Below are 15,880 nucleotides of genomic sequence, written 5' to 3'. Positions count from 1 at the left end.
CCCGCACAGTTTATTAGACATCTAAAAAGCTTTTATAAAGCGATTTTAGATGTCAATAAATCACTGCGTCTATGAGTTCTTATATACACTTTGTTAAAATTTAGGACTTTTGGGTCAGCCCCTTGATTTTTAAATTTTAGATATTTATAAATTACTCTTGTTTAAATTGTCAGAAAATGAAAAGGTTTTAATTTACTATTGATTTTAATTTTCTGAAATGGTATAATTTTATTTAAACAATAAAATTATAAATTTAACAACAAAGGAGAGATGTAAAATGTTTGAATTAGCAAATGTAGCAAGACCAGGGGTAAGTGAATATATTTCAGGAAGTGGGGCATTGTCTGCACTTGATAATAGATTAGAAGGGTTTAAGACTCCTTTGATTGTTACTGGAGAAAAATCTTACGCAGCGTTTACGAAGTTTTACAAAGGTAATAGAGAATTTAGAGTAGCTAAATATGATGGTTCTGCATCTTTTGAGGATATGCAACGTATTGCTGATGAATATGGAGAAGGTGTTGATGTCGTCCTTGGAGTAGGTGGTGGTCGTGTTATCGATACTGCTAAAGGAGTAGCACAGAACTTAAATGTTGAGTATATGACAGTACCAACTGTAATCGCAACTTGTGCACCATATGCGCCAGTAGCGGCAGTTTATCACCCAGATCACACATTTAGAGAGGTTGCATATTTTAAACGTACAGCTTATGCTTGTGTTGCAGACTTAGACTTATTATTAGAATCACCAAAAGAATACTTCGTAGCGGGAATTGGAGATACTTTAGCTAAATGGTATGAAGCAGTAGTATTAGTAGAGAGAAATAACAAGTTTAATGATCCTTTTGTAAGAATGGGATTAGAAGCAGCTAAAATCACTCGTGATGTTCTTTTACGCGATGCTAATGGAGCGTTAGAAGCTATGGAAAAAGGTGAAGTAACTGAAAGCTTCAAAAATGCTGTAGATACAGTATTTGCTATCTCAGGATGTGTTGGATGTTTCGGTGTTCACTATGGACGTATGGCGGGAGCTCACGCAGTGCACAATGGTATGAGTTTAGTTAAAGAAACACATTCTGTATTACACGGAACAAAAGTATCTTATGGTATCTTGGTTCAATTACTTGCTGAAGGTAAGAGAGAAGAAGTGGAGAAACTTGTTCCATTCTATAAAGCTAATGATTTAGCTTATAACTTAGCTTGTGTTAATGTAACAGAAGATGTAGAAGAAAAAATGCAAAAAATTGCTGAATTTGCAGCTAGTGAAAAAGAAACATTTAAACTTGCATTTGATGTTTGTACCCCAGAAGTTGTGGTGGCTGCGATGAAAGAGTTAGAAGAATTAACAAAATAAATAAATGATAAAAGACCTCGGATGTTTTAATCTGAGGTCTTAATTTTTAGGTTTTATAAGTTATTCTTTAGTACTGGAACTAGCATACCATCGCTAATGTTTTGTGCAGTATCATCTTGAAGTAGGTAATTAACAATTTCGTAACCGAATAAAATAGCTACGGCTGGTCCCTGTGCAGTAATTACATTTTTATCCGCTATTACCGCTTTTTCCTTATCGTATGTTTTACAGTTTATTTCTTTATCGAATCCTGGATAAGAAGTTACTTCTTTATCTTCAAGGATGCCTGCTTTACTTAGTACGATAGGTGCAGCACAGATGGCAGCAACCAATTTACCAGCATTATACATTTCTTGATAAAATTTAATTATTTTATCATTATCACGAAGTAATGTACTTCCAGGCATTCCACCTGGGATTACTATTGCATCATAATCAAGTATATTGTCGATATCATTAATTTTTTTATCTACTATTATTTTTACGTCATGCGAGCTAGTTATATACTCTTCGTTGTTTGCAGAAATTAGATCAACCTGAATATTAGCACGACGAAGTATATCTAGTGGTGCAATTAACTCTAATTCTTCACTTCCATTTTCAACGAATAAGGCTACTTTTTTAGTCATAAAAAATCCTCCGAATGTTTTTGTATAATGTGTATAGAATAAAATATTTCTCTTTATTTTAATTTTATTGTATTTGTAAAGAAAAATCAACCACCTTCGGAAGATGGTTGATTGTGTTTAAACTCAATATTAATTATTTAGAAATTTCTAGTACTCCGTATCCAGTGTCACGGCGTTTATATACTACAGAAATTTCATTTGTAGTGTTATCTAAGAATGCGAAGAAATCGTGTCCTAGAAGTTCCATTTGGAATACAGCTTCTTCTCTTGTCATTGGTTCAACTTTAAGTTGTTTAACTTTGCCAAGATCTAAAGTAGTTTCTTCAGCTTCTTCTAACTCGCTAGTAAGAATAATTTCTTCAGCAAATCCTTTTTCACGACCTTTTCTATTGATTTTAGTTTTGTGTTTTCTCATTTGACGTTCAAGTTTGTCAACAACTAAATCAACAGCAGCATATAAATCTTCGTTAGTTTCTTCAGCTCGAAGTGTAACGCCTCTAAGAGGTACAGTGATTTCGATTTTTTTCTTATTATTTTTGTATACTTTAGCATTAGCGTAAACGTTTGCTTCTAAACTGTCAGCAAAGTATTTTTCTAATTTAGAAACTTTATTTTCAACATACTCTCTAATAGCTTGAGTAATTTCTAAATTTTCTCCTCGTACTTGATATCTTAACATTTTAAAGCACTCCTTTCATAAAGCAGCTTAGCTACTTTATAGGGGGTTCCCCCTTTTTTTATAGTTTTATTATACCACTTTTTGATAACGTTAGCAACATAGTTTGCATAAAAATGTAACTTTTATAAAATGTACATTTATTTTGCTTTATAAATATATTTTTGTTAAAATAAAATTAAATATAGAAGTTATGTGGTTAACTAGGAATATTAGAAACTTAAAATGTTAACTAAATGAGGAAATTTATTGAAAATAATTTTAATAAAAATTTGCAGATAAGGGGTAATAGAAAATGTTTTTTAGGGAATACTGTGAATTTATAGAGGCGATTTTTATAGTTTATTATTCAAAAATGAGTAATAATGATAAAAATATAAATTATAGAAAAATTAAAAAGAGCTATGATGATTTTGGAGAAATCAATTCGGATTTTGATGGAATATATAATGAAATAACGACAGGGGCAGTCTATACTCTAAAAGAGAGTGATTTAACTTTTTTAAGGAGGTATAATGGACTGCTTTTATCTATATCCAAATTACTAAAAATGAATATTAAACTTCATTATTTAGATAATTGTCAATATATAAGTAAATTGTACTCAGTGAATGAAGATAAAGGTAAATTTCACTGTTTGCAATGTGATAATAAAGATCAGCAACAATTTTTCACATTTAATAATAAAAATCAGAAAGTTACATACTGTAGAAGATGTATAAATTTTGGTAGAAGTGATGATTGTTTTATAAAGTTTCATATAAATATACCGATATTAGATTTAAAAGCACCAGAAGAACCAAGTGTAGAGTTAAGTGATGTTCAGGAAGAAGCAAGTAAGAGGTTAGTGGAGAACATAGAAAGCAAGAAGAGTACTTTAATCTGGGCAGTATGCGGGGCAGGTAAGACGGAAATAGTTTATAAAGCAATATATCGGGCAATTGTAGATAAGAAAAATATTTGTTTAGCGATCCCTAGACGTGATGTTGTAAAAGAATTATCTGAAAGATTTTTTCGTGATTTTAGTGGTTATCCAATAAGTGTATTACATGGTGAAGAAAAAATCTTGGAAGAATCGAATTTTTATATTATGACGACGCACCAACTTGTTAAGTATTACAACTACTTTGATGTCGTTATTATTGATGAGGTAGATGCCTTTCCATACTCAGGTGATGAGTGTTTAGAAAATGGTGTTAATACAAGTTTAAAAGATGATGGTGTACTTGTATTCTTATCAGCCACGCCATCTGAAATAGTTAAATCTAGCGTTGATGAAGTTATAAAAATACCTATAAGATATCACAGATACTTGTTACCTGTTCCGAAAATAAAAATTGAAAAGCTCGAAGTGTTTGATTTTTCTAGAAAATCACGATTTCTAGAGAAATTCATTAAAGAAAAATTAAAAAAGGATAGACGAATATTGATATTTGTTCCTGAAATAGGTATGTGTGAAACAGCGGTAATATATTTTAAAAAATATATTTCCGAGGAAATAAAGATAGATTTCGTCTATAGTGGAGATGAAAATAGAAGTGAGAAAATCAAAAAGTTTTATAATAGAGAGCTAGATATTCTCATTACGACAACTATATTAGAGCGTGGTGTGACTTTTGATTATTTAGATGTAGTGGTTTTTGATGCGAAACATGCAAATTTTACAAAGGCTGCATTAATTCAGATATCAGGTAGGGTAGGTAGAAAGGACTATGATAATTTAGGTGATGTTGTATTTTTAGCGGATAGTATAAGTAGGGATATGAAAGCTGCTATTAAAGAGATTGAGTATATGAATAATCTTGCGAAATATAGAAAGTTGAACAGGAGGTAAGATATGAAGTGTAGTTTTTGTAATTTAGAAACAAAGAAAAAGTTGGGGTTTGATACATTATTTGCAAAAAAAGAGGATTTTTATCTTTGTGCTAGCTGTAGGAAACATATTGATATAAATGTCTCAGAAGTAGGAGAATATACTTTGTATTATTTTGCTGACTATGAATTTTTTAAAGATGAAATCTATTCTATAAAATATTTCGGAGATGTGGCTTGTGCAGTAAAATTTAAAAATCTTCTAGATAAGTTTTTTTCTTTAAATAATTTTGATTTAGTGACGATTGTTCCAGCAAACGAGATTCGGGAGATTATTCGAGGGTTTGATCATATTGAACAAGTTTGTAAGTTGTGTGATGTGGACTATAAGAAAATTCTTAGTTGTGATTATAGAAAGAAACAGTCTAAACTTCATAAAGAAAGAAAGGAGAATAGGTATCATCTTTTATGTGATGAAATGACTCTAGGAAGTATTAAATCTGTTTTGATAATAGATGATATATATACGAGTGGAAATACCTTATTAGGATGTGCTAAAACTATAAAAGAAGTCTATCCAAATATAAAAATAAGTTTTTTAACGTTATCGAAAGTAATCTAACAAATAATTTGAGTATTTTTTCTTAACAATATATGATTTTATGGTATAATGTTTAAGTTGAATTTTAAACATAGTTATACTACTTTAGATTCGATATTTTATAAAAAATTTATAAAAATTACATAGTTAGGAGATGATTAAAACAAAAATCTTATTTTCACTTATAATGATCGCATTAATTCTAATTCTGGTAATCTTTTTATCTAAGAAATTCGAATTGAATAAAGATCAAATTATTATATTTTGGATATTAGTTTTATTCTGGTCTGCGATAAGTATTATACGTGCTTATAGAAAGTTATACGCGATTACGCCGATAGAACAAGGTGGACTTTCTTTAACACCGGTACTCGCAGCCCAAATAGCAGCTGGATATGGACTTATGAGTTTAATAGTAAGGTTGCCAATGTTTTTGGCGAGCGATATTTTCAAAAGACGTAAAATATTCGTTCAAATTTCTCTATTTTTATTAATAGTAACTTCATTTTTAGTAGCATTTAACGGTAGCTATATAACTTTATACTTATCTTCTTTATCATTAGGGATAAGTGCCACAATGCTTGCTTTGTTCAATGTTATTTTCTCAGAAACTTTTTCTAGAGATAAGGCAGCGGTATCCGTATCGATACTATCTGTTGCACCGTTATTAGCTGAATTTATCGCAGCACCTATACAATATGTCTTTACTATGAATACATATAAACATTTTGACTATATGTGGATAGTAGCAGGTATTATCGCGATAATAACATTTATATTATCATTTATGATGAGAGATTATCGACCTGTCGATAGTGATTTTTCATTTGATAAAGTGAAGGTAGTAATTAAACATAAGAGTTTTATCTATATTTGTTTAATAGCGTTATTACTTTCTTTTATTAAGTTTGCTACAAGTGGAGCTAACATGATTACTTACGGTAAAACAGAGCTGAATATGACACCGTTAATGTTAGCGTATATGGATGCAGTCTTTGCAGTACCTCAGCTTATTGCTGGAGTTCTTGTGGGAGTGTATTTCACGAGAAAATGGGGTATTCAAAAAACTCTATTATTCTTACTAGGATGTTCATTATCGTTCTATATTATAGCGTTATATGTTAATAACCCGTATGTTATTTATTTTAGTTATATCTTAAATGGATTAGGATATGGTGGTGCTTATAATGCACTTATTTCTCTTGCTATGCAATATTTTGATAGAGAATATCGTAATGTTAGTATGGGGATCTATCAAGCATTCTTCGCATTAGGTATCTATTATGGTGATTATGTGTATGTTTGGATAGGTAAACATGTTAAAAATGGTTTACTTGGTTTCACACAAAGTAAATCTATTTTCCTTATTGTTATAGGAATAACTTTAGTAAGCATGCTTATGATCAAACTAAAAGTTAGAGATAATTAAAAAAAAGTTGATTCACAATGTTGTGAGTCAACTTTTTTATTGTATTCTGTTTTATTTTATTATCCGCTGATTAAATCTCCACGAATGTATCCAGTGTAGCTACCGTAATCAACATAGGCCCAAGCTTCACCAGCTGAATTTGTCTCAAGTGATCTTATTGTAACAGCTGCTCCACCTCTAATTGAAGTTATAATTCTACTAGAATCATTTTTATCACTTCTTAGATTAACACCAACAGATGGTTTTACGTAGGCTGTACGTCCGCTAATACTGTGACTTCTTTCGCTTGAAGAACTTGAAGAACTAGATGAACCTTCTTTTACAATTATAGTTTCTTTTTCTTTAGCTTTCTCATTTAATCCATTAACAGTGAATGTACGTTTAAATTCTCCTGTTGTTTTTAGTTTTAATTTATTAGCAGTATTTTTATTTAGTGTAATAGTAACTTCAACTTTGTCACCATTCTTCAGGTTACTTTGTTTATTGAATGAAATATCTGGATTTGATAATAAATTAGAAATTTCTGAATTAGAATTGGCAACTTCTGGAACTTTTTTAATATCAACTTCAGGTTTTCCTTCACCTTCTGCACCGTATGTAACAAAATTAACTTCGTAAGTAGCTAAGTCAACAACATTTTCTTTTTTAAGAAATTTGTTATATCCAAAGTATAGGACTACTACTAGAACAACGAAAGTAATAATTGCTGTCAAGACAACTGGAAGGATACTTTTTTTCTTTTCTTTAGGTTCTTCCATGTACATAGGAGGAACGTTATAGTTAGGTTGATTGTTGTAATTCTGCTGTTGATTATTATAGTTTTGTTGTTGATCAAAGTTTTGATATTGAGTATTTTGATACTGTTGATCATATCCTTGATTGTTGTATTGAGTGTTATCAAAATTTTGATTGTTGTAGTTTTGATTATTATAATTTTGGTTATTTGGACCTTGATTATTTCTATTCATTAATTTCTCCTTTTATTAATAATATTTTAGTTTGCATAGTCTCCACCAGGAGCGTTAAGGTACTCTTCTAGTGAAATATTTCTTTCATAAATTGTTTTAGCTACGTCTTCTCCTACATAGCGAATGTGCCAGCTTTCTTCCATATAACCAGTTTTTTCAACGAACTGAGGTTTATATCTAACGATAAAGCCGTATTTATGAGCGTTTTTATCTAACCATTCTGCTGCTTTCTTACTGCTTTCGCTAGTTCCTTCAGCTCCTAAAAGTTGTCCTTGGTTATCAATAAGGTCAAAAACTAATCCAGTTTGGTGCTCACTATAACCTGGACGAGCTGAAAATCTATCAGCTTCTTGTTTTCCATGAGAAGCAACATAGTTGTTGTAAAGTCCAGCTTGTGTATCATAAGCTCTAAAACCAGACACTTGGTTTGAAACGTTCAATCCTAGAGCTTGAGCATCACTAATTAATTTATTGACTTTTTGTCGTGCTGTAGGATTTTCTCCAGGGTTATAGTTAGCTGGTAGTGGGTGCTTTTTGTTAGCTAGGACAATGCCGTTGATAACAGTCGGTTGAGTAACGGTTTCTGGAGTTTTTCCATTAGTTGACGGAGTATCTTCGCTGTTTTTATTTGTCTTATTGTTTTCTTTAGTAGTAGAAGATTTTGAATTATCTTTTTGAGTAGTTTGACTAGGTGTTGTAGATTTATCATCTTTAGTTAGATAATAATAGCCACCTAATGCTAAAATTAATACTACTAAAGTAACAGTAGCAATTGTAATAATATATTTCTTCATAAAAAATATGCCTTTCACTTAATATAGTAAATGTATTTAATAAAAATTAATACAATAAATACGAGATAAAGTATAACTCTTATTAAATATCATAAGTTGAATAGCCTATTTTGTCAATTATAAACATGGTTTTTCTTAAAAATAAATGTAAAATGAGGTAGTAATCTTAAATTTCTAAAATGTTAATGGAAAATAGTTAAGTGAGGCTATATTTGCTGTATGAAATTTACAATATAAAATAAAAGGATTTGCTATAAAGGATAAATAGATTTATATTATTTTTTAATAAGATATAGAATTATTATTTGTCATATTACAAGAATTTTTAAAATATAAAATGAAAATAATTAATATATAAATCAAGATTGATTATTAATACTTGATATACAGAGGTATTAGAAAATATACTAATAAATAGTAAAAAAATAAAATAATATCAGCTATAAAATTAATTAATAGAATAGTGAAATAAATATAACACTGGAATTGTTTTGACTAATACAGTATTAAGAGATTTATTTACATAAATATTTATATAAATATGTATTTTTCGTGTGATAAAATCTGACATAAAAACATTAGTTTTTGTCTGATTTATGTCAGAATAAGTATTTTTTTACATCTAAAAAATAGAAAAAAAGAATAAAATTTAATATTTTTAAGATTGGATATACAGGTTATAAAGACTTACTATTTCTAAATGTCTATAACGTTTTCTTATAATATATGTATATTAATATGTTTTAAAGCGTAAATAAAAGCGTTTTAAATAAGTATTGACATATAGCAGATACAGGTGTATATTTTTAGATAATAATTATATATTATTACCATAAATGCTGCCGGTTTTTAGGTGAACATTTTGTGACAAATCATAACAGGTTTTTAATAAATGGACCTAAAAATACATTTATTGCAGGGAAAAGGAGTTTAACAATGAAGAATAAATCAAAAACTAATTGGAAGATAGATGAAAATACTACCGAGAAGTTTAATCGTTACGGTATTCGTAAGTATAACGTAGGAGCCGCAAGTGTTGCGATATTATCAGGGCTTTTCTTTTTAGGAGGAGCTGATGCTCAAGCAGCTGAAACTGGTTCGTCTCAAACAGCTGCACAAGCTGTTGCAACAGAGAGTGGAAGTAGTGCCACGGCTAATACGTGGGAAAAGGCTATAACAACAGTTGTAGAAAAAGAGAAAAGTACTAATGTAGCAGCTACTGGTACAGAAAATAAACCAGTTGAAACTGTAGCACCTAAGGCTGTAGAGGCAAAAACTACGCCTAAAGAAACAGTAGCTACAGCACCAAAAGCTGAAACAAAAGAATCAAGTGTAGTAACATCAAAAGCAGAAACTAGAGAAGCGAGTGTTGAGACACCGAAAGCTGAAACAAGGGAAGCAACTCCAGCACCAAAAGCTGAGGTAGCAACAGCAAATAATACAGCAAATGTAGGTTCTACTCGTAGTGTAGATAATGGTTATAGTGGTTTTAGAGCAGCGCCTGCTCCAACTAACCAACCAGTAACTAATCTAGGAAATAATACTGTTTTCACTGATATTAGTAGAGGGTCACATAGTTTTCGTGGTAATGGAAATTCACGTGGAGGAAACCCTATTCATTTTGATGTAACAACAACTAGAGTTGGGAATAGAGTAGAATTCTCAATCGCATATTCTGGACCAGGTGAGTTTGTTAACAACAACTTTATCTTAGACAAAGGAAATGGATTCGGAGAACCTTCTCGTGCAACTGTTACAACGAACAGATTAAGAGATCAAACTAAAGATATAAGAAAAGGTGCAAACTTTGTATCTCATTCAAGCTACAGTTTAACATCTGCAGTTGAAACAAACACTAATCAAACTATTAGATTTAGTTTACCTATAGCCAATCCTAATGGAGATTTATCTGTTCGTTTAAGACCGGTTACTTTTAACGTTGGTCAAGGTGAATCAGGATCTGCAACAAGTAATGATCCATACAGTAACTCTAACTATTACTTTAGAGAAAAACCACTATACTTAGATGCAAACCCATTAGGAGCAGCTAGTACACATAAAGTTACTGAAGAAATTGATTTTCAAACGGTATATCTTCCAACTAGTAAATTGGCAGAAGGACAAACAAGATTAGTAAGAGAAGGAGTAAATGGTCGACGTGAAACTACTTATAAAGTTCACAGATTAGGCCAAGAAACACTTCTAGGATTACCAATCAGCAGAGCTGTTACACAAGAAGCGCAACCACGTATTATGCAAATTGGTGTAGCAAAAGAGTTAATAGATACAGTAAAACCACGTGTAGATCAAAATAAAGTAGGAGATACTAACAATCTTACTTTCTACCTAGATAATGATGGAAATGGTGTTTACACTGAAGGTGTAGACGAGCTTATCCAAAAAGTTGCGATTAAAGATGGAGCAAAAGGAGACCAAGGGGAACGCGGATTAACCGGAGCAAAAGGTGAAAAAGGAGACCAAGGGGAACGCGGATTAACTGGAGCAAAAGGTGAAAAAGGAGACCAAGGGGAACGTGGATTAACTGGAGCAAAAGGTGAAAAAGGTGACCGTGGTGAAACAGGAGCAGCAGGACGTGATGGAGTCACTCCAACAGTTACTGTTAAAGATAATAAAGAGGATGGAACACATACAATTACTATTAATGACGGTAGAGGTAATGTAACTAATACAGTTGTTAGGGATGGATTTGATGGAGATAGTCCTTTAGTTTCTACTCAAAGAAATGAAGCTGATAAAACAACAACAGTAATATTCTACTACGATAAAAATGGTAATAACGAACTTGATGCAGATGATGAAAAATTAAGAGAAGTTGTTATTGCAGATGGAGCAAAAGGTGAGAAAGGTGACAAGGGAGCTACTCCTAAAGTTACAACTGCTCGTGGAGCAGACGGTCGTAGTACTGACATTACATTTACAGTTCCTGGAGAAGAGCCTGTTGTAGCTAACATAAAAGATGGTAAAGATGGGCGTACACCAACTATTGACTTAAATGCATTAGCAGAAGCAGCATTAAGAATTAACAATCAAAGAAGCGGAAGAGTAAGAAGAGCATTAGCAGACGCTCCATCTACAGCACCAGCAGAAAAACCAAGAGAAGGTACGCTTATAACAGCTTACTTTGATAACAATGGTAATGGTAGATACGATGAAGGTATAGATGAGTTAATTGCTAAACAACCAATTTATAATGGTACAGACGGTGCCAATGGAGCAGCCGGATCAGATGGACGTAATGGAGCTGAATTATTAAGTGGGCCAAATGCACCAACAGCAAATGATGGAAAAAATGGTGATACTTATATCGATGCAACGACAGGTGATGTTTACAAAAAAGAAGACGGAAACTGGAGGACAATCGGTAATATCAGAGGACCACAAGGATTCAAAGGTGATAAAGGTCAAGATGGAGCTCAAGGACCACAAGGTATAAGAGGAGAAGCAGGACCACAACGACCACAAGGTCTTCAAGGTCGTGATGGACGTGAAGGGATCCAAGGACCAGCAGGGTGTGACGGACGTGACGGAGCAGCAGGACGTGACGGAAGAGACGGACGCGATGGAAAAGATGTACTAAACGGAAAAGTAGACCCAACAACAGAAGGTAAAGACGGAGATAAACACGTAAATACTGAAAGTGGAGATGTATTCGTTAAAAACAACGGAACATGGGAAAAAGAAGGAAACATCAAAGGGCCAAAAGGAGACAGAGGAGAAAAAGGTCTTCAAGGTGAACGCGGACAAGATGGAGTACAAGGACCAGCAGGGCGTGACGGACGTGATGGAGCAGCAGGACGTGACGGAAGAGACGGACGCGATGGAAAAGATGTACTAAACGGAAAAGTAGACCCAACAACAGAAGGTAAAGACGGAGATAAATACGTAAATACTGAAAGTGGAGATGTATTCGTTAAAAACAACGGAACATGGGAAAAAGAAGGAAACATCAAAGGACCAAAAGGAGACAGAGGAGAAAAAGGTCTTCAAGGTGAACGCGGACAAGATGGAGTACAAGGACCAGCAGGGCGTGACGGACGTGATGGAGCACAAGGACCACAAGGACCACAAGGACCACAAGGTCTTAAAGGTGAAAAAGGAGAAGACGGAAAAACTCCAGAAGTAACTGTAAAACCAGGTAAAGATGGTAATAGCTCTGATATCACATTCACTGTACCAGGAAAAAATCCAGTGACAGTAAATGTTAAAAATGGAGAAAATGGTCTAAATGGAAAAACTCCAAAAGTAGACTTATTACGTGTTGAAGGTCAAAATGGAAACCCATCTCACACAATCGTTACATTCTACACAGATGAAAATGGAGATGGAAGATATACTCCAGGAACTGATGAACTTCTAGGATCAGAAATGATAAAAGATGGAGCAAAAGGTGCTGATGGACGTGATGGTAAATCACTATTAGCTGTTAAGACTGGAACTGAAACAAAAGTTTATCAAGAAGATCCAGCAAATCCAGGACAACCATTAAATCCTGATAAACCATTAGCGGTTATTAAAGATGGTCTAAATGGTGTATCTCCAACAGTAACTGCAGTTCGTAAAGAAGATGGAAATAAAGGTGTAGAAATCACAATAGATAACCATGACGGTTCACAACCTACTACAGTTCTTATCAATGATGGAGCTAAAGGTGAAGCAGGGCTAGATGGAAACACACCTACTGTTACAACTCAACGTGGAGCAGATGGACGTAGCACGATTGTTACATTCACTACACCAGGTAAAGATCCAGTATCATTCGTGGTTAAAGATGGTAAAGATGGACGTACACCATTTATTGACTTAAATGCATTAGCAGAGGCAGTAAGAAGAGGTGCAGGATTAGCTGTTAATCCACAACATTCTACGTCACCAAGAAGTGCAAGAAGAGCGAGAAGTGTAGGGGATAATCCAGATGAAGTAAGTGCAACTACATTAGTTTCTTCTCCAACACCAAGAAGTGCAAGAAGAGCAAGAAGTGTAGGAGATAATCCAGATGAGGTAACTGCATTAGCTCAACCAGCAGCAGCTACAGACTCAACAGGTTCACAACCAACTACTACAGATTCAACAGCTACACAACCAGAAACAAATCAACCAGCAGGAGAAAAACCAAAAGTAATTGGAACACGTATCACAGCCTACTTCGATAACAATGGAAATGGTAAATATGATCCAGGAGTGGACGAGCCAATTAGTTCAGCTGATATATTAAATGGGAATGATGGTGCAGCTGGTGCAGCTGGTGCAGCTGGTGAAGCTGGTCATGACGGACGTAATGGTGCTGAATTACTAAGTGGAGTTACTGCCCCAACTGCTAAAGATGGTAAAGACGGTGATACATTTATCGATGCTAACACAGGTGATGTTTACAAGAAAGAAAATGGTTCTTGGAACAAGATTGGTAACATCCGTGGTCCTCAAGGAACTGCAGGTGAAAAAGGAGCAACTGGTGAAAAAGGTGAAAAAGGTGACAACGGTAAAGATGGTCGCGCACCAAAAATCAAAGTAGAAGATATTACTTCACCTTCAAGATCTAGAAGAGCTACAGATGCAACTGCAACACCAGCTCGTAACGGTGTTCGTATAACAGTTTACGATGATGTAAATAATAATGGTGTATTTGATGATGGGGACACTGTATTAAATAGTAAAGATATCTATAACGGAATTGATGGACGTGATGGTTCAGCTCCAACTATTACTACAAAAGATAATGGAGATGGAACTCATACTATCACAGTTCAAAATCCAGATGGTTCTGAAGCAACAACTGTTGTTAAAGATGGTAAAGACGGAAAAACTGCTAATATCACTACAACAGAAAATCCAGATGGAAGTCACACAATTACTGTAACAAATCCAGATGGCTCAACTAAAGAAACTGTTGTTAAAAACGGTAAAGATGGTAAGACTCCTAAAGTTGAAGTAACTGATAACAATGATGGAACTCACACAGTTAAAGTTACAGATGGAGATGGTAATGTTACTAATGCTATCATCAAAGATGGTAAAGACGGTAAAGCTGCAACAGCAACTACTACAAAAAACCCAGATGGAAGCCACACAGTAACAATCACAAATCCAGATGGAACTAAGAATGAATTCGTTGTTAAAAATGGTCGTGATGGAGTAGATGGACGTACTCCAACAGCATCTGTTCGTGATAATGGAGATGGAAGTCACACTATCGTTATTACAAATCCAGAAGGTGTTACAACTGAAACAACAGTACGTGATGGTAAATCACCAAAAGTAACAATAACTGACGAACAAAATGGAACTCACAAAATTACAGTTCTAAATGGAGATGGAACAACTACTGAAACAATCATTAAAGATGGTAAATCACCAGTAGCAACAGTTAGAGATAACCAAGACGGTACTTACACTATCCGTGTAGAAAATGGAAATGGAACAGTTTCTGAAACAACAGTACGTGATGGTAAATCACCAACTGCTAAAGTAGTAGACAATGGAGATGGAACTCACACAGTTACAATTGTTAACTCTGATGGAACTACTACAACTACAACAGTACGTGATGGTAAATCACCAAAACTTGAAGTGATTGATAACAACAATGGTTCACACACTATTAAAGTTACGGGAGCAGACGGTAAAGAAACTAATACTACAATCTTTGATGGTAAATCACCAAAAGCTAACATCGTTGATAATGGAGACGGAACTCACACATTAACAATCGTAGATTCAGATGGACGTGAATACAAATCTGTTATTAAAGATGGAAAAGACGGAAAAGATGGAGTATCACCAACTGTAACAGTTAAAAATAATAATGATGGAACTCACACAGTAACAATCACAAATCCAGACGGAAGTAAAACTGATATGGTTATCAAAGACGGAAAAGATGGTAAATCACCAAAAGTTTCTGTTGAAGATAACGGAGATGGAAGTCACACAATCACAATCATCAATTCTGACGGTTCTGTTACAAAAACAGTTGTTAAAGATGGAAAAGATGGACGTGACGGAAAAGATGGAAAAGACGGACGCGATGGTAAAGATGGAAAAGACGGAAACTGTGGATGTAATGACAAACCAGTACCACCAGCAAACAATAAGCCAGAAGGGCCTAAGTTTGCAATGCCAGAACCACCAGTTCATGAATTACCAGAATTCAAAGGTGGAGTAACACCACTTGATCCTCCGGTTTATGAAAAACCAGAATTAGAAATTCCAGAAATGCCAACTCCACCAGTACACGAAGTACCAGAATTTAACGGTGGTGTACCAGGAATGCCTGAGATTACTGAAGTGCCAGAATTTAAAATACCAGAACAACCAACTCCAGAAAAACCAATGGCACCAGACAATGGAACTGTACCACCAACACCAGAAGTGGTACCAGCAGTTAATATAAATCAACCACAAGCTAAAGCTCGTGTTGAAAGATTAGCTGAAACAGGAGAACAAGGTTATAATGCTTCTATCTACTTAGGTGGAACACTATTATTCACTCTTTACTTAGCAGCAAGAAGAAAAGATGACTAGAATATATTAAGGAATAACTAATTAAATAATATTTTCTAAAATAGATATAGAAGTATCTTGATTAGAACTCTAACGGAA

9 protein-coding genes are annotated in these 15,880 nt (G+C 33.7%); 5 read left to right on the top strand and 4 right to left on the bottom strand.

What is annotated here, in order from left to right:
- Positions 1-277 precede the first annotated feature (277 nt).
- Positions 278-1,354, top strand: coding sequence for an iron-containing alcohol dehydrogenase family protein (locus GEMHA0001_RS02680; RefSeq protein ID WP_003144369.1), 1,077 nt, complete (start codon positions 278-280; stop codon positions 1,352-1,354).
- A 53-nt stretch (positions 1,355-1,407) separates the two neighbouring features.
- On the opposite strand, the gene GEMHA0001_RS02675 is transcribed toward GEMHA0001_RS02680, so the two are convergent.
- Both GEMHA0001_RS02675 and hpf read right to left on the bottom strand, forming a co-directional pair.
- Positions 1,408-1,983: a DJ-1 family glyoxalase III gene (locus tag GEMHA0001_RS02675; protein WP_003144214.1), complete on the bottom strand. Its 576-nt coding sequence runs from the start codon at positions 1,981-1,983 to the stop codon at positions 1,408-1,410.
- A gap of 133 nt (positions 1,984-2,116) precedes the next feature.
- Positions 2,117-2,662, bottom strand: a complete 546-nt coding sequence (gene hpf, locus GEMHA0001_RS02670) for a ribosome hibernation-promoting factor, HPF/YfiA family (protein ID WP_003144358.1) — start codon at positions 2,660-2,662, stop codon at positions 2,117-2,119.
- Between the two features lie 292 nt (positions 2,663-2,954).
- On the opposite strand from hpf, the gene GEMHA0001_RS02665 reads away from it, so the two are divergent.
- The 3 genes from GEMHA0001_RS02665 (at position 2,955) to GEMHA0001_RS02655 (ending at position 6,501) form a co-directional block, all read left to right on the top strand.
- Positions 2,955-4,493, top strand: coding sequence for an ATP-dependent helicase ComFA (locus GEMHA0001_RS02665; protein WP_003144111.1), 1,539 nt, complete (start codon positions 2,955-2,957; stop codon positions 4,491-4,493).
- Positions 4,494-4,496: 3 nt separating this feature from the next.
- Entirely contained in the window at positions 4,497-5,093 is a 597-nt protein-coding gene (locus GEMHA0001_RS02660) for a ComF family protein (RefSeq protein ID WP_003144290.1), read from the top strand.
- 133 nt (positions 5,094-5,226) lie between these two features.
- On the top strand, positions 5,227-6,501 hold the full coding sequence (locus GEMHA0001_RS02655) for an MFS transporter (RefSeq protein ID WP_040464330.1): 1,275 nt from the start codon (positions 5,227-5,229) through the stop codon (positions 6,499-6,501).
- A gap of 59 nt (positions 6,502-6,560) precedes the next feature.
- On the opposite strand, the gene GEMHA0001_RS02650 is transcribed toward GEMHA0001_RS02655, so the two are convergent.
- Entirely contained in the window at positions 6,561-7,469 is a 909-nt protein-coding gene (locus GEMHA0001_RS02650; RefSeq protein ID WP_003144212.1) for an SH3 domain-containing protein, read from the bottom strand.
- Between the two features lie 26 nt (positions 7,470-7,495).
- On the bottom strand, positions 7,496-8,263 hold the full coding sequence (locus tag GEMHA0001_RS02645) for a M15 family metallopeptidase (protein WP_003144336.1): 768 nt from the start codon (positions 8,261-8,263) through the stop codon (positions 7,496-7,498).
- A 936-nt stretch (positions 8,264-9,199) separates the two neighbouring features.
- Between GEMHA0001_RS02645 and GEMHA0001_RS02640 the strand changes: the two genes are divergently transcribed.
- Positions 9,200-15,802 carry an SIALI-17 repeat-containing surface protein gene (locus GEMHA0001_RS02640; protein WP_003144163.1) on the top strand — a complete coding sequence of 2,201 codons (6,603 nt, stop codon included), beginning with the start codon at positions 9,200-9,202 and terminating at the stop codon, positions 15,800-15,802.
- Positions 15,803-15,880 lie beyond the last annotated feature (78 nt).

This window comes from Gemella haemolysans ATCC 10379 (assembly GCF_000173915.1).
Lineage (GTDB): Bacteria > Bacillota > Bacilli > Staphylococcales > Gemellaceae > Gemella > Gemella haemolysans.
The sequence above is the reverse complement of the archived record's forward strand: the minus strand, read 5'-3'. Positions and strand labels throughout refer to the sequence as shown.